Here is a 17,654-nt window from a genome sequence, read left to right as displayed (position 1 = left end):
GATCAGGATCAAAAGACATTACATCAACGCCCATGAAGCAACAACTGGCCCATATCGCTATTGTAGTAAGTGATTATGATGAAGCTATCGCATTCTATACGGAAAAACTGCGTTTTCAACTGCTGGAAGATACGGTATTGAGTGAAACCAAGCGATGGGTGCGCGTAGCGCCGCCGGGATCCGAATGCGGGTTATTGCTGGCCAAAGCGGCCAATGAGGAGCAAAGCAGCCGGGTAGGTAACCAGACGGGCGGGCGGGTTTTTCTCTTCCTCCATACGGATGATTTTGACCGGGACCACCGGAACCTGATTGAACAGGGCATCCACATCGTACGGGAGCCTGTAGTGGAAACATGGGGCAAAGTACTGGTGTTTGCCGATCTGTACGGCAATTTGTGGGACCTGATCGCACCGGCCGCTAAATAATGGCTTATTTCTCCGCGCTGATCAGGATAAATTCTTTCGTGAGCGTTTCGCCGTTCATCCCTTTCGCGTCCTCAAAATAAAAATCGGTGCCGCGCACCCTGAAGCCCTCTGCTTCCAGCATAGCAGTCACTTCCGGCTCATTGTACAGCCGGAATGCGTACTGCACGAAAGGCAGATGCTGCATGAAGCGCTGGCTGCCGAAGGACAATACCATGCTGCCACCGGGCTTCAGCACCCGCCGGATCTCCTTCAGCATACCCGGCGCATCCTCCCAGAAATACAGCGTATTCACCGTCAGGAATTTGTCGAAAGTATTGTCCGGAAAAGGCAAACTGCGGCCATCGCCCTTGCGGAACGATGCGGTTCCGGCGGCCACCTGCTCCCGGTTCATCAGACCGGCTTCGGCCAGCATCGTATCGGAAATATCCACGCCCGCATAACGAAGCCCCCTTGCCATAGACAACAGCTCCCTGACATGATAGGCGTTACCCGGACCAAGCTCCAGGATATACGCTCCATCCGCCGGCGCTGCCAGTGCCATCGTTTTTCCGATCACGCCGGCATTGTTATCGTTCATCTTTTCGGCGGCTTTGATGCCATCCTCGCCGGAAGGGCATTTCAGCTGCGCCGCAATATATCGCTGATCTTTATTTTCCATGATACTAAAGGTACACAAAACGAGTATATTTATGTATGCGTACATTACTCATCATCCTGCTGATATTGCAGACATTTTCAGATACGGCCGCACAACAGCTTCGTGTAGCCGTTGCCGGCATAGACCACGGTCATGTGGGCTGGATACTCGGCCGTAAGGACAAAACAGACATTCAGCTGGCTGGCGTTTATTCGGCCGATACCGGCCTGGCAAAACGATATGCCAAACGTTACGGTTTTTCCGAAGACCTTATTTATGCCGATCTGGGCAAAATGCTGGATGCGGTAAAGCCGCAGGCTGTGCTGGCATTCGGCTCCGTTTACAGTCATCTTTCCGTGGTTGAAGCCTGTGCCCCGCGCGGTATTCATGTGATGGTGGAAAAACCGCTGGCCGTGAGCCAGGAGCACGCACAAAAAATGGAGGCGCTGGCGAAGAAACACAGCATTCACCTGCTCACCAACTACGAAACAAGCTGGTATCCTTCCGTGGCAAAATCTTTCCAATTGGTGCAGGATAGCAATTACGTGGGGCAGGTACGGAAAGTGGTGATCCACGATGGCCACCAGGGTCCGAAAGAGATCGGCTGCAGTCCCGAATTCCTGGCCTGGCTGACAGATCCGGTGCTGAATGGCGGCGGGGCGCTGACGGATTTCGGCTGTTATGGCGCCAACCTGATGACCTTTCTCATGAAAGGAGAAAAACCGCTGGCCGTAACAGCGGTAACCAGGCATTTCAAACCTGCTGTATATCCGAAAGTTGACGATGATGCCACCATCATTGTGGATTATGCTGATGCGCAATGCATCATCCAGGCTTCGTGGAACTGGCCTTTTAACCGGAAAGATATGGAGATATACGGCGACAAAGGGTATATCATGGCGCCGGACCGGTACAACCTGGTGCAACGCAACGCATTCGGCACCGTAGCCGGGAAGGTAACGGCAACGGATATACCGGTTTATGAGGACCCGTTCCTCTACCTGGCCGATGTGGTGAACGGCAAAATACGGCCGGAAGCATACGGACTGTATGCCCTGGCCAATAACCTCCTGGTGGTAAAAATCCTTGAAGCCGCCAGGGAATCCGTGCGAACAGGCAAACAGGTAAAGCTCTGACATACAAGCGCCGGATGTGAGAAACATCCGGCCGCATGATATGATGATAGACTAGACAACTGGACTTGACTATACTGCAGACGACATCCGGTGCCAGTTTAAACGGATGCGCTTGATGTATGGAAAATTTTCTTTTCCATTTCTCTTCTGTAAGGTGCTGCCGTTTGCGCGCCCCAACGGGTGATGGCGATGGCAGCGGCGCGGCAGGCAAATGTGGCGGCTTCCTGCAGGCTTCGGTGCTCGGCCAGCGCTACGGCCAGGGCCCCGTTGAATACATCCCCGGCAGCGGTAGTGTCCACTGCGCTCACGGCAACTGCGGGAATGACGGACAACTGATCTCCCTGCAACACCAGCGCTCCCTCCGCCCCCAATGTCATTACAACAGCCTTGACGCCTTTCCGGTAAAGGATGCCTGCGGCTTCAACTGCCGAGTCCATTCCCGTTACCTGGATGCCGGACAGCCGGGAGGCGCCGATGCGGTTGGGGGTCAGGATGGTGACCTGCTGCAACAGTTCATCACTGCAGGCGTAGGCCGGTGAAGGGTCCAGCATTACGGGCACGCCGGCAGCAACGGCCATACGGGCTGCCTGTAATACGGTCTCCTCCGGGATGTCCAGCTGCAGCAACAGGTAATCCGCCTGCCGGACCGCTTCCGTGGCGGCCGGCAATTCATGGGCAAGAAAAGCGCTGTTGGCACCCGGAGCGATGGTCATACTGCTCCGGGCGTCCGCATCAACGGTAATGAATGCCACACCGGACGGAAGGCGCTGATCGGACAGGATGTGATTGGTATTGATGCCTTCCTCCATCAGTTGCTGAATGGCCTGCCGACCGAAAAGATCGTTGCCGATCTTTGACAGGAAGGTAACGGCAGCGCCTAAACGGGCAGCGGTCACTGCCTGGTTCGCGCCCTTGCCGCCCGGTGTTGTGAAAAATTGCTCTCCCATGACCATTTCGCCTGGCACAGGATGGTTGTGCGCCCGGATGACCATGTTGGTGGCAGAACTCCCCGCAACAACGATCCGGGGCCTGGGGTTTTGGGTTGTCTGGATGATAGTGCTCTTCATAAACAGATTTTAAGGTCTTTTGATCAGGCGCCATTCCGCCATCTGGAACAACGTGCCGCCTCTGACGGACGTGATGTTCAGCCGGTAGTACTTGTATGGCGTCCTGTCGGGGAAAGTATATTTGACCGTCTGGAAACGCGATCCGAAGCTCTGGTCCGTCCGCTGGTCCAGCACTACCCAATCCACATCGTTATTCGATCCCTCCAGCGTCCAGTTCTTCGGGTCCCGGTCCGGAGCGTCATTCGCGGAAGTCAGGGTGTAAGCGCCGGAAGTTTGCGGCGTATCAAACTCCAGCTTCATCCAGGCGGAAGTGAAGTTGAACAGCAGAAACTTGGTATTGATATTATTATCGATCAGTTTGCCGGATGTTTCATTGGCATTGCTGGTGTTCTCATACTGCGTGGTGTACCGTATATTCGTACCCGTGATATCGGTCTCTATCAGCCTGGCAGGGTCCAGCACCATTACCAGCGTCTTTTTTGTTTCATCGATCAGGTGCTTTGTGGGGTCGCTGATGGTCAGCGCCAGTACGGGTTTACGGTTCGCATTGTTCTTCAGCGAAGCTGTTTTGACGCGCAGATCGAATTTGGCCGTGTTCGTAAAAGCATCGAACGAGGCATTCAGCGGCAAAATGTAATCATCATCCTTTCTGAATAATACGCCGTCTGTGATCGTGCCGTCATCGATCAATGCCTGTGCCGTATCTGTCACTTCATTCACGGACAGCGTAAAAGCACCGCCCGCGGCGCCGCCGAGGGTAAGGCTTACCGGTAATATTACTTCGGTTTCACCCAGGGTATGATCATCGGATGAAGGCATGGACAGCAGCGTACCGGCATTGGTGAAAGACAGGTAATGCAGCTCATCTTCCCGGATCAGCCCCGCTGTATTGATCACGACAATGGCCATGCTGCCGGAAGGCGACAGGGCATTCTGCTTGCCGGGATTCTCCAGCCGCACGGCCAGCACCAGGTTTTTGCCGTAGTGTTTTTCCACCGCCTGCATGTTCACTTCCAGCATTACCGGTATGGAATCCAGCCCGAAACGGATGTCCGCTGACTTGGGCAGCTCATAGTACGATTCATCCAGCAATACGGCGTCCGGCAGTACCTGCGCTTCGATCAGCTTCCGGGCCGTATCCTCGTCCGGGCGGATGCCCAGGGTGAAATATTTGGGCGCCGAGGCGGACATCACAATATTCAGTGGAATGCTGAGCTGATCTGTATTCAGGATGTAGTTATTCCCGTCAGGAATGTTGATGGTACCGGCTGTACTGGCGATGGACACCGTTACCGGGCCCATGTCTTCATCCTGGAATTTACCGTCTTTCTTACAGGCAAGGAAACTGGCGGCCAGCAGCAGCATCAGCCTCATTTTCATATGGAATTGTTTGTAGGTCATCGCAATCATTTTTTTATATTCCGGTATAGGAGGTCACCCACACTCTTCCATCCAATCCCCATTTTGTGTCTGCGGGTATCTGCAGCCAGTTGAGCACCTGCCGGGCAACATCCGCGGGTTGCGGCACCAGCTGCGCCAGGTTGGTAGCGGAAGTGGGGCACATCAGATCGCTGAAATCGTCCCAGACATAAGCGCCTTTGATCTCGAAATCGTTATGCAGATCGCTCTGATCTTTGAAAACGCCGCCGAACCCATCCTTGCAGCTCCAGTAGCCGATCAGGTAATCTTTATACGGATGCGAGGAAGGCAACTCCGGGCTGCATACGTAGTTGGCCACCACACTGTCCGGCAAGGCTGCGCCCCAGAATTTGACTTCCGTGATGTAGGCGTTCAGCCATCGCTGGTTGTCCGTCACATTTCCGGGCATATAACCCAGTGTGAGCGGCGCATCGGTATCGAAACTGCCGTACTGGGTGATGTCCATTTCGCGGTTAAAGCCGCCATCCGTGTACAGGCGAAGAAAACGTTTATCGTCACGGTTCAGGAATACGGCGGTCAGGTCATGCCAGCGGCCGTCGGCAATATTGGTGGCGGTAGCCATGTTGAACCCTCGTCCGTTCTGCCCGAAATGCACACCCCATCCATTGCCTTCCAGGGAAATGTTCCACCCGGTATTGTTCCACCAGTCGAGGGACATATTATTGCCGATCACGGAGGGATAAGTGTAGGAATAATCTCCGTACGGCGTGCGGTTCTTTTTGATCTTCAGCGATATGGTCACTTCATTGGTATCGCTCAGGTTATAGTCTGCACGGCCGTCCTCAATCGTGGCGAACACCGCATTGGAAGGATCATCACCGTACAGGCGCACGGCTTTGCCGGAATAACGGTTACCGGTGTACGGCCTGTCGATAAAGTTCGGCGCATAACGCGGGGAATAAAAGAAGGTGAAGGTATTCACTTTCGGATTGGCCAGGATCGTGCCGTCATCGTCTCCGGGATCTATGGAGAAAGGGCCTCCGTTACCTGAGGTGATCACCACCAGCCAGTCCTCCTGCGACCAGGTTTCCCGCTGCTGCAGCGCGGCCATGATCCTGCCGATCTGCTCATCGGCTTTCAGGATAGCCGCCTTGTATTCCGGAAAATTGATGTCATACCCATAAGTGTCGCCGGCTTCGGCTACGCCGCTGAACTGGCCGAACACCAATCCTGCGGTATCGATCTTCAGCTCATCCAGCAAACCGTTCACCATCGCTTCATCATCATTCCCGAATGTGCGGTTGACATCCGCACCGGTGATCAGCATGGAACCGAGCGAATCCGCAGCACTATACGCCGCAATACGGAATGAAGGGTTGCGCTGCCGTATATAGTTGAAAAATACCGGGAATTCCTGCAGATGATTATCCGAGAATGCTTTGTCCAGCACACGATGTTTTTCTTTACGAACGCCCGTCAGCAGGTCGGCCCAGGCTGTAGGACGGATGCTCAGGGTATCGCTGATGCTGTGCCAGGAATAGATGGCATGTTCCTGCATAACCTGCAGATTCGGCGCCCTGGCATCGCGTACCGACTCGCCTCGTGCGCCATCTACCACCAGCAGCAACACTTTCGGTGTTCTGGTGACAATGCCCGTGGTATCTTCGTATTCCCTTGCTTCGATCAGCCTGTCAAAGCCCTTGTTGCAGGCGATGACCGTAAAAACTGCCAGTATCAGCGCTATCCATAACTTGCTGCTGTTCATAAGTATGATATTTATTCTTTTAATAACAACCGGATGATATTGCCTGCATCTTTTTCGTTGAACCTGGAAAAGGAACCGAGCAGCAATGCCTGCGTCTGACCGGAAGAATTCTTTGTTTCAAATACTTTGGACAGGTGCCCGTCGAAGTCACCTGCGTTATTATAACCTGTAGCCAGGGAACCGTCCGGCCGCAATATCATCAGCCCGGTACGGTGTACAGCGCCATAGTTCCGGAAAGACCCGTTGACGACGATAAGACCGTTATCCAGTTGCTGGGCGTGATAATAATTATCGTTGTTCCCCATCGGCAACGGCTGGAACGAAGGGTCCGGCGTACCATCCCTGTTCAGCATCACCAGGCCGCTGTAAGGCTGCCCGCCAAACTTGCGGAAAGAGCCGGCCAGCATATATTTCTGCGTAACCGCGTTGTACCGGATGCTGCTGATCCCGTTATCCGCGCCTTCGCCACCAAAGCCGGGGTCCAGGCTGCCATCGGTATTGATCCGCGCGATGAAAGGAGCATCCTCCCCATTGTACCGCGTAAAACGCCCCACAATGATCAGCTTGCCGTCTTCCTGCATGATGGCGTCCGAGATGGGACCATTGGCGCCGTCAAAACTGCGGTGCCGGGTGAGATCATAATTGAATGTGGAATCCAGCGCGCCATCAGGATAAAAACGGATCAGCTGGCGCACCATCGTACTGTCCGTGATCAGCGAATCCCGCTCCATCAGGTAGTCCGACTGGTCATAGATATATTGCAGATAGTAATTGAAATTGCCGATAGCCGTGATCATGTTATTGTGCACGAACACTTTGTTGATGCCGCCGTCCGTTCCGCCATTGAAGGCCGGTACCGTATCTTTCTTCGAAAAGGTATTGACGATAGCGCTATCCAGCGAGCCGTTGTTGTTGAGCACGGTAATGTTCCGCATTTCCGCCTGGTGGATATCGTAAGAGGAAAAACCGCCAGCGATCACCAGTTTGCCATTCGGCAGCACGGTGATGGCGGAGATCCCGCCATCCGCACCCCTGCCGGACAAGAGTGTACGGTCCACTTCCCCGTCCCGCGAGGTAAGCACGATGCGGTTCAGCGGCTTTACCACGCCTTTACGGTCGAAATCAGAGAAATGGCCGGTGAACAGCAGGCGCCCGTCAGCATACTGGTACACATCAGTGATCCGGTTGTTAGAGCCGGTAACGACTTTAAAATTAGGATCAACTTCCAGTTTCCCCTTAACGGAGAATACGGGGCCGAAAAATATCTGGTCTCCGATGGTGATGGAAGAAACGCCGGTGCTGGCTGTTTCCGGTACCCTCACCTGTATGCCGGTGGAATCTACGGATACGATCTCTCCCGCTTCGCTGTTAAAGTTGAAGCTGATGGAATCCTGATGCGGAATGAGGCCGCTGGCTTTGAAGCGGATCACGGTGCCCGGCGCGCCATCCCCGGGTGTCGGCGGATCGGTGCTGAGGCTTACCCCAAGTGGCTGCCGCCCGCCCGCATATGGATCGGGAAATGATTTATTCTCTTTCTTGCAGGCCATGCACATCCAGAGGACGATCCAGGCCATACCGGTATATTGTATTGCTTTCATGCGTATTTTCAGTTTTATCAGTCTTCAGTATCCAGGGCTGCTTTCATATCGGCCAGAAACTTGCCGTAGTCCCATCCGAAATAGTTATGGTCATCCCGCAGCACATGCACCGCACCGTTGTAGGTGAGGATATTGCTGGACGCTACGTCCGTACGGTTCCAGTTATCCAGCGGCCGCGCCGGATTGGGAATATAGGCGATGGATAGCTGGCGGTAGCCTACGTACTTCACACCATTGTCATCATTATAGATCACCCCGATGTTCATCGCTGTTTTGTTCCAGGAGAGGTAACCCTGGCCGGGATATATGGAGCGCAGGTTATAATCGATCTGCGGATAGTCCTTCAGCTGATTGGCGCCATGGAACATATAGCGCTGCAGGTACTGGCTCCAGATAGCGGATGGCACATCCTCCAGGTTCACTACCGTATCGTATCCCAATGCATACAGATCGATATTCATCCGCTTCACCAGCCGGCCGATACAACGGTCGGTCGGGGAAAAGAAGGTGAGCGTATCATTGCCGAAAACGTCTTCCATTCCGGCAAGCCTGGCGATTGCCGCCACACTGTCAAAATGAAAAGGAACGGCATCGAGATAATCCATGGTGGTGCCTTTGAAATTCGGATCATGCACACCCGAGTCCCGGTAATACTCATCTTTCTTACAGGCGCTCATCCAGACGAGGATGCCCAGTAAAACCGTTAACACATGTAGCCTGTTGATCTGCTGCATAAAATATGTTTTATCGTAACCAATAATTATTCAATTGCATATAAGGATTATTATCGAGTGCGGCGGGGCTTAGCGGCCAGGTCCATCCACCGTTCTCGAATTGCGCCTGCGTAAGCGGATAGAAACACCACTGTGAGCTCATTACCCTGCCGGTGCGCACCAGATCGAAGTAATAATGCCCTTCCATCATCAGCTCTTTCACTCTTTCGGCAAAAACGGCTTCCTTGAGCTGCGGCCCTCCACCGCCCTGGTAGAGCGCTGTACGTGCGCGTGCGCGGATGAGGTTCAGCAGGCGGATCGCTTCATCGTCCTCCCCGATCTCCGCCAATGCCTCGGCATAGATGAGGATAGCTCCGGCGTACCGCAGGATGATCAGATCATTGTCCACATTCACATCGGCATTACCCTGTTCGTGCACACTGCTGTACTTGAGGAAAAGGAATGTGCCATCGTTGGCGTACATCTGCGCATCGAACCACATTTCCGTGCGGGCATCCGGCACGCCTGCGGGATACAGGCGGCGCAAATGCTCTGCGCGGATGAAAGCGAAGCTGTACTGGTGTGTGGCAGCAGGGCGTTTATAAGGCCAGTGCGTAACGAACTCGGAGAGATCATTCCATTTCTCGCCCAGGGTTTCCCCGTAGTTGGAATTGATCACGATATCGAAAAGGCTTTCTTCGGAGCGGCCTTTAAAGATGGTGAAGGATTCCTCAATGGGCAGCAACCGGTAGGCATCGCTTTCCTCCAGTTCTTTTCCGGCGGCGGCGGTGCCTTCATAATATTTCCGGGCGTTCGCCTTGTCGAATCCCGCGTTCCACATACTCAGCTCCATGATAAGCGCCAGCGCCGCTCCCCTGCTGGCACGGGCGCCGCGGAAAGCCGGGTCCGTAAAGGTCCAGGGCAGATCGTCTTTCACAGCGTTCAGCTCTTCGATGCATTTATTCACTACCACCGTCATCTTTTCACGCGGCAGCGGCGTTTCATGATAGGCCGTGGTGAAGTACGGCACATCGCCCCAGATCCTTACCATGATGAAGTAGGTCAGGCAACGCATGAACACTGCCTCCGCCTGGTATTTGCGCACATCATCGGGCGAAAGGCCCGGTATTTCACGGCGGGTCAATTCATAGTGCAGGATATTGCTGGCCTGGATGATGCGGTAATAAGGCTTCCAGTCCATCATCCGGTTGAATCTGAAAATATCCCAGAATCCTTTCCCGGATGGCGTGTACACCACATTCATCAGATCGTTCTGGGCAATCACACCGATGAACGTACGGTCGTTCCCGTCATTCTTCTGCGGGGACTCTCCGAGCATACCGGCCCTCAGCTCACCGGCAGCGGCAAACAACGGGCAGGAGCCGGTAGCATCGCGGAACAGGCCGTAGATATCCCAGGCGTTCTGCTCCACATCCTCCGGCGTCTGAAAGAATGCGTTGCCGGACAAACGGTCCAGCGGTTTTACATCCAGGAATTTCTTGCACCCGTGCAATGCCGGGAGCGTGAGTAATGCCGTGATATATAGTATCCTGCGAAACATATGCAATGCTTTAATGATTAAAATTCTACGTTCAGGCCAATGTTATAGGAACGCGGTATCGGGTATCCGCCGGACTGGTCGCGCCCCAGCGCGGAAACATTCTCCGGATTGGGACCGCTGTAGCTGGAAAAGGTCGCCACGTTGTTGCTGGACAGATAGAGACGCACCGAGTTCAGGCCATAACGTTGCGTGAATGTCCTGTCCACCAGGTAAGCCACTGAAATGGTATTGATCTTGAAATAGGAACCGTCTTCCTGTATCAGCGTCTGATCATAACGGTAAGGCCTGATCTGGGAATAGCGCACATAGTCAAAGGGATTGGGATATGCGGCATTGCTGCCTGCCCCTTTCCAGTAATCCACGGTGCTGAAATCCACTACAGCCCTGGGATTGTAGGGATCACCGAGGAACTGCATCCTTTCGGCCAGCGCATTGTTCAGGATATCCCTGATGGCCGTGTAGGAAGCGCTGAGATTGAAGGAAAAACTCTTCCAGTTGAGGTTGGACTGCAACCCGCCGGTGATCACCGGCTGGGAATTGCCCGCCGCGATATAGTCGTTATTAGTAAGGATATAATCGCCATCCACATCCAGCCAGATGGGATCTCCCGCGCGGAAGTAGTTGGTGCCGCCGCCATTCCGGTAAGGCAGGCCGGTTGCCGGATCTACCGGAACATCCTTGTCCGATCCGTACACGCCATTCGTTTTGAAGAGGTAATTGGTGAGCGAATTACGGCCCACGCGGTACAGGATGTGCTGGGAATTGTTATTATCAAACTGTACCAGCTGTCTTGCACCGTCAGGCAGGCTGGTGAGGATGTCCTTGTTGATGGCGCCATTGACAGAGACCGTCCAGTTCACGGCAGCAGTAGGCGGCAGGGGACGAAAGGTCAGCATCAGCTCATACCCGTAATTGATCAGCGATGTTTCATTCGTAGTGATGAAATCAAAACCGGTCATATTGGATACGGATTTATTGCGAAGCAGGTTCTTTACGGTCTTGTAGTAAGCATCGAACAGTACCTCGATGCGGCTGTTGAACAAACCGGTTTCCAGCCCGAAGTTATACTGCGTGGTGGTGGTAGGTTTCAGATAGGTATTGGGCAGCTGCCCGAAGTTGATGCCCAGGCGGGGATTAGCGTTGTACGTTCCCCGCGGGTCGTACGTACCATAGATGGCGAAGATATCGCCGGAGGGCACGATGTTCTGCCCCCAGCTGCCGCGGATAGAGCCATAGGTAAGCCAGGAGCTGTTCTCAAAGAGTTTTTCCTTGTTGTAATTCCAGCGCAGGCCGATGGAGGGATTTTTGGAATAGGGGTCTTCGAAACCGCTGCCGGAAGAGCCATCCAGCCGGTAGCTGGCATCCAGCACATATTTCTGCTTGTAGTTGTAGCTGAAAGTACCGGCAAATGAAGCAATATGCCCTTTGCTGTAATTATCCAGCAACCCGCCGCCGCGTGATGCCCAACCGTCAAACCCCAGCGGGCCACGGTACTGATCGTTCGGTGTTTTCTCCTGCTGTATCAGCTGCCCCTGGAAGCCACGGTTCTGTATCTCGTTGAATACCGCCACATAAAAGTTGTGCTTCTCTTTCAGCGAATGAAAATAAGACAGCATGTTACGGTTGCTGAGCGTGAATTTCCGGTCGTTATACGCATACACCTGGGAAAAATCGTTACGCGCCGCGGCAGGCGTAAACCGGTCTTCCGTATTGGAGGAATAGTCGTAACTCAGGAAAGTAGCGGCATTCAAACCGGGAACGAACTGGTAGTTGATGTCTATGCTCGTCCGTAAATTCGCCGTTTTATTGTCATTCTCGGTGCCTAACGCGGACAAAACGGAAGATGTGCTTTGGTAAAACGAAGGGCCAGGCAGCAGCGAGGACGCATTGGCATTGCTGGACACGCCGTTCTGTATAAGCCCGTTGCCATCCCCCTTGTTCCGTTTGCCCACCTGGGTGGAAAGCGTGGTCAGCACCCGGAGCTTCGGCGTAGGCTGGTACAGCATATTGGTGTTGATGGAATACCGGTCGAAACCCGTGTTGCGGATCACGCCTTCTTCATGATAATAACCAAGGTCTACCTTGTAATTGAATTTGGGATCACCGCCGCTGATATTCGCGTTGTGGGACTGGTTGAAGGTGGTCTGGTAAAAAATATCCTGCCAGTTGGTGGAGTTGTTGTAATAAGGGTTCAGGCTGTCAGCAAGAAAAGGGGTGGTAGAGATGCGGTAGATATCATCCATATTCTTGCTGTTGTAGATCTGGTTGATCCGCAGGCGTCTTTCCTCCACACCGCCGATGGTTTCGCGGAGCTTTGGCGGTGTGTTCACGAAGAAGTTGCCGGTATAGCGCACACGGGGCACCTGTGAGCTGCCGCGGCGGGTAGTGATGAGGATCACGCCGTAGGCGGCCCTGGAGCCGTACAGCGCCGTAGCCTGGGCATCTTTCAATATCTCCATGCTTTCGATGTCTTCCTGCGGAATGAGCGACAGCGGGCTTACACCGGGGCCTACCGACTGATAGCCGTATTCAAAATTGGCATCCGCTTCTATCGGCACACCATCTATCACGTACAAAGGAGAAGTAGGCGATAAAAATGCATCATTACCATTCCCTTTTACATCGATATTGGACAGGCCGCGGATCTGTATCATTCCGCGCCCGCCGGGAGTACCCGTATTATTCTGGATGTTGAGGCCCGGCACACGGCCCTGCAGCAGCTGCTCCACATTGGAAACGGGGATATCCTGCAGGTCCTTCCCGCTGATCTTCACGGCAGAGCCGGTAGTGGTCTCGCGCGTTTTGCGCTGATAACCGATGATCACCGTTTCACTGAGCTTGTTCTCATTCACGGTCAGCCGGATGTTGATCTCTCTTTTATTGTTGACCTTGACCTTATAGTCGGAAAAGCCGATGTAGCGGAACAGCAGAATACCGTTCGCAGGTACCGTCACAGAGAAAACGCCGTTCTCGTTCGTTACGCCAACCGGTTTGGGCGGCGTTCCTTCCTGGATGCTCACGCCCACGAGCGGCTCGTTGGTTTCGGCATCCCTGATCACACCTTTTACCTGGATCCTGGCCGGCGTCTGGGCCTGCAACATGGTGCAAAACAGCATACATAGCATCAAGCCGGCAATACCTGGAAATTTCATGAGTGTAGAGTTTATCATTACAGTGATTGTATTTATTCGTCGCGGAACCTCGGGTTATGCTGGAAAAAGAATATGACCTCCCAGTCGCCTTTCCGGAAAATGGAAAAGTTGAGATCGATGGAACAGGTTTCCCGGATATTCCCGAAACCGATGCGGTCCCAGATGAACTTCACATATGCCTGTGATCCGTCCCCGTTCGTGTACCGCGTCCGGTAACGGACCAACGGGATGGGGTAAGCCACATCGTAACGTACTTCCGTTTTGGTGGTCACCCGGTTGAAGCCGTGCACCAGCGTATCCCAGGCCGTCCTGTTGAATTTGGCCGGATCGATGGCCATGGAATCCTTGTCCATGAACTTGAAGGTGAGCGAGCTGCCATCGCCTTTCCTGCGGAATAAGACACGGATGCTGTCATTACGCAGGGCCAGGTTCGTTTCGTCGTCGGTGACGTTCTGCACGCCCGGGTTGTTGTAGATCAGTTTGTACACGGAAGAGTCGGAAGGGTTAGGGTAATTCGCGCGCTGAAGCCCGGTGACGGGATCGTATTCATAGGGAGAATACGGCTGCTCCCGGTAAGGCATCACCGCCAGATCTGTATAAACATTCTTCCCGCCTGAATTGGATGCTTCCACATCGAACAGGTAACCGGAATCCGGCTGCTCCCGCAGCACGGAATTGTCCGCTGCCGCCCAAAGGATGAACTCGCCGGAATTGGGGCGGATCTCCCAGGCGGGATGCGTTTCCACTACCCTTTTCGCATCTATCTCCGCAATGGATTTTTCTTCCCCGTTATAAGCCTGCTTCCAGACCAGGACCTCTACCGGCGTTGCAAGGTCTGTCGTTGGCTCGCCGGTTGTCTTGTACCGCACATTCGTCATTTTGAACTGAATGGGTGTGCTGGAATTATCTGTATTGAAGATCTGCGCGTACAACGTTGTACGGCCCATAACCGGACTGAACACTTTCTGGTTGTACACCGCACGGGGGCTCAGGTAGTCTAGGTCATCCGGCGCCCACTTCCTGCAGGCGGCCAATGCCAATACCACTATTAATACCGTTACTGTTTTCCTTTGCATGATCGTATTTTAAGATGGGCTGTTAATTCAATGGCCGGATGGTGATATGCTTCACATCAAAGCCTCCGTCTTCTATATAAAAAAGCATTTCCTGCGGGCCTTTTTCCAGGTGCACCGTGTTAACAATGTTGACCCGTCTGTTGTAATCCCCTGTATTGGGCACCACCACTGTACCGGTCACATTCTCGCCGTTGAATTCTATGCGGAACCTCCGGTTGTTGTTAGGCGTGCCTGCAAGGGTATAGATATTGTAGAAACCGGTTGTTTTCACATCCACACTGTATTTCATCCATTCTCCCCCTTCCGTCCAGCCAATGTGATAACCGCCGCCGTCATTTTTCGTGACGTCAATATCCACGCCTTCATCCCTTCTGTAATGATTCCCGTTATTGCCGGAATTATTGTCATGGTATCCCACGCCTTCACCGCCGGGCATGAAGTCTTCCAGCGTGATCAGCCCGGGAATGGGCAGCGGACGGCCCACCGGAAGGAATTTCATAAAGCGGAGATCGAAATTGGCGAAGTCGTAATATATCTTCAGCACATGCCTTCCTTCGGTCAGGTTAACGGTTGTGGAGATGTCTTTGAACTGGTTGTACCCACCGGATGAGGTCATCATAATATGACTGCCGATCACCAGTTTGTCATCCAGCTCAAGGTGAATGCGGCCGTCGTTATTTGGACTGCCGTACCGGAGAATAAAGGTGTAAGCACCGGTTTCCGTTACCTGAACGGTGTATTTCATCCATTCATCCGTTTCCGTCCAGCCTACTTTCATGCCGCCTTCCTCGGAGTTCGTAATGTCTACATACTCCGCGGGGCGGAATTGACCGCCTTTGTTGTCCAGCGAAAAGTCGTGGTACGCCACTCTCGCACCGCCGCGGTCGAACTGTTCAAAGCCGATGACACCGGGGATAAAGAACGGATATTCACCCCATGGGCTGGAGTTGGTGGGGTTCATCCTGCGGATGAATTCATCGAAGCCGAACATGTGATCCTTTTCGAGGATGTTCACTATGCCGTTAGTGGTACTGATATCTATGGCCATGGTCGTAGCGGTGCTCCAGCGGTTGGTATAGATCACCCCTTTGGTATCGCTGAAGCGGATGACGCCGGGACCGCCCTTTACATGGCCTTCAGCATCCGTATAGGTGAGCTTGCCATGCATGGGGTAGGCATACCGTACCGCCGGCAATGTCAGCCCGTCCTGGAACAGCATACTGTCCGCCCGGACCACGCCTCTGACGATGTACCGGCAAACCAGCGAATCCAGCTGCTCCAGCGGCACGGTACCAATGTGCATTTGCGGGCGGTCCTGCATGTTGCGAAGCGTATTCATGCTTTCTATCGCCTGGTTGAAACTCACATCCGCCGGTGCAAATACCGTATAGGCGCCGGTACGCAGGCTGTCATCCAGTGCTACCCGGTTTACCGCCAGCAGGAAGGAATCGTACTGGTGCTGGGATTCGAGGAATTCATAAATATTGCCGTCAAAGGTTTTCAACTGGTTTTCATACGCATAAAAACCCTTGTCTTTTTTGCATCCGGTGTACAACAGTCCCGTTAAAGAACAGGTAATGAACAGGCCGGTGAGCATTTTTATGTTGCGCATAACTTTATCAGTTTTTATCATTGCCAGTAGGGATTCTGTTTGATGAGAGGATTCTGCGTCAGCACTTCATTGGCAACCGGCCAGTAGATGCCGCCATTGCGGATCAGCTCCAGGAATGCAGGGTCGTCCTGCTTGATCTTCTGCAGCCTGATCAGGTCGAACCAGCGCCAGCCCTCTCCCATCAGCTCTTTGCGGCGTTCACGGAAAATAGCGTCGATCAGGTCGCCCTCTGTGGCCGCATCATACTTTTTGATCCTGCGGAGGTCCCGGATCGTGTTCAGGAGGTCAATAGCCCCCTGCCGCTGGCCGATCACCGCCAGCGCTTCTGCCTGCAGGAGCGTGATATTCTCCAGACGGGTAACGAGGATGGAACTGGAATAGATGCGGAAGGATGGATCAGTGGTGCCGCCGTCCTGTATCTCCTTGACCTTGCTGAAAATGGGCACCTGGCTGGAAAAGCTGGTGAAATACCGCTGGGATGTGGGCGCGCCGGTGAGGGTATCCAGACTGAAACGCTCGTCCAGCGGCTGGTCAAATACGGAGAGGATGGTGTCCTTGGGGATGTAAATGTCCGGTAACGCTTTGTTGATCACGGGGCGGGCAAGGCTCAGTTCTTCGAGGTGCCCGGAGAAAGAGGCATCCACATGTCCCCAGTCGAAATTGAACCCGAGGATGTGATTATGCTGTTTCCAGTGAAAATATCCGCCTCTGCGCGTCAGGTCCTCCGTGCTGAGATAAAAGCTGCCGGCCTTGCCGTAATTGTCCAGCACAAAACGCCCGTACACGGAGGCATCCACATATTTGCCCTGCCAGGCCGCTACGTGGGCCAGCATGGCATATGCCGTGAGTTTGCGGGCCAGTGTTCCCATCCAGCGGGCATTGCTTTCATTGTAGTAGTTGCCCAGCTGCTGAGGATCATCTGCACTGTAGCGGTAAGGTAGGTCTTCGGCGGACTGGAGCATTTCTTTTTCGATGAATGCCAGTACCGTTTCCTGCTTTTCCCGCGGTTTGTTCGTGAATACCCCGTCATGCGAAGCGGTGATCAGGGGAACATCTCCCCAAACCGTCACCAGGCAGAAATAGGTATAAGCGCGCATGAACCGCATCTGCGCGATGTCCACCCGCATATTCTGATCGGTATATTTGGGATCACGCGCTTTCACCTCGCCAACATGTTCGAGGAACATATTCGCGGCATTGATCACCGCATAAAAACGGCGCCAGTTGGAGAGTGATTGCAGCAGGGGGTATTGTGCCCTGAGATCCCCGCGGATGATGGCCTTCAGGTCCTGCCGCTGAATGGCGGTAAAGTCGCCCTGCCGCAGTTCCCCGTACATCCAGAAAGCATTGTTATCTGCCAGGGCAGCCCGCATCAGGCCGTACACGCTGATCAGCGCCGTACGGGTATCTTCATGCGAGTTCCAGAAATTCTTTTCGGATACGGCATGACTGGAATCAATATCCAGCAATTTTTCGCAGCTTGTCTGGAGCAGACAGCCTAACAGGATCGTATATATGAATAGTTGCTTCAT

At 53.6% G+C, this 17,654-nt stretch carries 13 protein-coding genes; 2 read left to right on the top strand and 11 right to left on the bottom strand.

Going from position 1 to position 17,654, the window contains the following annotated elements:
- Window positions 1–32: 32 nt before the first annotated feature.
- Complete coding sequence (locus tag FW415_RS15460; RefSeq protein WP_148386707.1) at window positions 33–425, top strand: VOC family protein; 393 nt, start codon at window positions 33–35, stop codon at window positions 423–425.
- A gap of 4 nt (window positions 426–429) precedes the next feature.
- Here FW415_RS15460 and FW415_RS15455 read toward each other — a convergent pair whose 3' ends face one another.
- A complete protein-coding gene (locus FW415_RS15455; protein ID WP_168208836.1) occupies window positions 430–1,083 on the bottom strand; it encodes a class I SAM-dependent methyltransferase in 654 nt (217 codons plus the stop codon).
- Between the two features lie 35 nt (window positions 1,084–1,118).
- Between FW415_RS15455 and FW415_RS15450 the strand changes: the two genes are divergently transcribed.
- Window positions 1,119–2,198 (top strand): Gfo/Idh/MocA family protein, encoded by a 1,080-nt coding sequence (locus FW415_RS15450; protein WP_148386700.1) that lies wholly within the window; start codon window positions 1,119–1,121, stop codon window positions 2,196–2,198.
- A 98-nt stretch (window positions 2,199–2,296) separates the two neighbouring features.
- Here FW415_RS15450 and rbsK read toward each other — a convergent pair whose 3' ends face one another.
- Genes rbsK through FW415_RS15400 form a run of 10 tightly spaced genes read right to left on the bottom strand, consistent with a single transcriptional unit; the run spans window position 2,297 to window position 17,654 of the window.
- Window positions 2,297–3,265: a ribokinase gene (rbsK, locus tag FW415_RS15445; protein WP_148386696.1), complete on the bottom strand. Its 969-nt coding sequence runs from the start codon at window positions 3,263–3,265 to the stop codon at window positions 2,297–2,299.
- 9 nt (window positions 3,266–3,274) lie between these two features.
- Complete coding sequence (locus FW415_RS15440) at window positions 3,275–4,666, bottom strand: DUF1735 domain-containing protein (RefSeq protein WP_168208835.1); 1,392 nt, start codon at window positions 4,664–4,666, stop codon at window positions 3,275–3,277.
- A gap of 13 nt (window positions 4,667–4,679) precedes the next feature.
- Window positions 4,680–6,410 carry an alkaline phosphatase family protein gene (locus FW415_RS15435; protein WP_148386690.1) on the bottom strand — a complete coding sequence of 577 codons (1,731 nt, stop codon included), beginning with the start codon at window positions 6,408–6,410 and terminating at the stop codon, window positions 4,680–4,682.
- 11 nt (window positions 6,411–6,421) lie between these two features.
- Complete coding sequence (locus FW415_RS15430) at window positions 6,422–8,008, bottom strand: DUF5008 domain-containing protein (protein ID WP_148386687.1); 1,587 nt, start codon at window positions 8,006–8,008, stop codon at window positions 6,422–6,424.
- A 17-nt stretch (window positions 8,009–8,025) separates the two neighbouring features.
- Window positions 8,026–8,742: a hypothetical protein gene (locus FW415_RS15425; RefSeq protein WP_148386683.1), complete on the bottom strand. Its 717-nt coding sequence runs from the start codon at window positions 8,740–8,742 to the stop codon at window positions 8,026–8,028.
- Window positions 8,743–8,752: 10 nt separating this feature from the next.
- On the bottom strand, window positions 8,753–10,282 hold the full coding sequence (locus tag FW415_RS15420; protein WP_148386680.1) for a RagB/SusD family nutrient uptake outer membrane protein: 1,530 nt from the start codon (window positions 10,280–10,282) through the stop codon (window positions 8,753–8,755).
- Window positions 10,283–10,299: 17 nt separating this feature from the next.
- A complete protein-coding gene (locus FW415_RS15415; protein WP_246858758.1) occupies window positions 10,300–13,434 on the bottom strand; it encodes a SusC/RagA family TonB-linked outer membrane protein in 3,135 nt (1,044 codons plus the stop codon).
- A 32-nt stretch (window positions 13,435–13,466) separates the two neighbouring features.
- On the bottom strand, window positions 13,467–14,510 hold the full coding sequence (locus FW415_RS15410) for a DUF5007 domain-containing protein (RefSeq protein WP_148386674.1): 1,044 nt from the start codon (window positions 14,508–14,510) through the stop codon (window positions 13,467–13,469).
- Between the two features lie 22 nt (window positions 14,511–14,532).
- Window positions 14,533–16,122 carry a carbohydrate-binding protein gene (locus FW415_RS15405; protein ID WP_168208834.1) on the bottom strand — a complete coding sequence of 530 codons (1,590 nt, stop codon included), beginning with the start codon at window positions 16,120–16,122 and terminating at the stop codon, window positions 14,533–14,535.
- A 17-nt stretch (window positions 16,123–16,139) separates the two neighbouring features.
- Entirely contained in the window at window positions 16,140–17,654 is a 1,515-nt protein-coding gene (locus FW415_RS15400; RefSeq protein WP_148386668.1) for a RagB/SusD family nutrient uptake outer membrane protein, read from the bottom strand.

It is taken from the genome of Chitinophaga sp. XS-30 (assembly GCF_008086345.1).
Taxonomy (GTDB): Bacteria; Bacteroidota; Bacteroidia; order Chitinophagales; family Chitinophagaceae; genus Chitinophaga.
This window is presented reverse-complemented; position numbering and strand designations above follow the sequence as displayed.

Excerpts from the sequence above, each read along its gene's own strand:
- FW415_RS15460 (WP_148386707.1), top strand. The coding sequence starts at position 33 with ATGAAGCAACAACTGGCCCATATCGCTATTGTAGTAAGTGATTATGAT.
- FW415_RS15455 (WP_168208836.1), bottom strand. The coding sequence starts at position 1,083 with ATGGAAAATAAAGATCAGCGATATATTGCGGCGCAGCTGAAATGCCCT.
- FW415_RS15450 (WP_148386700.1), top strand. The coding sequence starts at position 1,119 with ATGCGTACATTACTCATCATCCTGCTGATATTGCAGACATTTTCAGAT.
- rbsK (WP_148386696.1), bottom strand. The coding sequence starts at position 3,265 with ATGAAGAGCACTATCATCCAGACAACCCAAAACCCCAGGCCCCGGATC.
- FW415_RS15440 (WP_168208835.1), bottom strand. The coding sequence starts at position 4,666 with ATGACCTACAAACAATTCCATATGAAAATGAGGCTGATGCTGCTGCTG.
- FW415_RS15435 (WP_148386690.1), bottom strand. The coding sequence starts at position 6,410 with ATGAACAGCAGCAAGTTATGGATAGCGCTGATACTGGCAGTTTTTACG.
- FW415_RS15430 (WP_148386687.1), bottom strand. The coding sequence starts at position 8,008 with ATGAAAGCAATACAATATACCGGTATGGCCTGGATCGTCCTCTGGATG.
- FW415_RS15425 (WP_148386683.1), bottom strand. The coding sequence starts at position 8,742 with ATGCAGCAGATCAACAGGCTACATGTGTTAACGGTTTTACTGGGCATC.
- FW415_RS15420 (WP_148386680.1), bottom strand. The coding sequence starts at position 10,282 with ATGTTTCGCAGGATACTATATATCACGGCATTACTCACGCTCCCGGCA.
- FW415_RS15415 (WP_246858758.1), bottom strand. The coding sequence starts at position 13,434 with ATGAAATTTCCAGGTATTGCCGGCTTGATGCTATGTATGCTGTTTTGC.
- FW415_RS15410 (WP_148386674.1), bottom strand. The coding sequence starts at position 14,510 with ATGCAAAGGAAAACAGTAACGGTATTAATAGTGGTATTGGCATTGGCC.
- FW415_RS15405 (WP_168208834.1), bottom strand. The coding sequence starts at position 16,122 with ATGCGCAACATAAAAATGCTCACCGGCCTGTTCATTACCTGTTCTTTA.
- FW415_RS15400 (WP_148386668.1), bottom strand. The coding sequence starts at position 17,654 with ATGAAGCAACTATTCATATATACGATCCTGTTAGGCTGTCTGCTCCAG.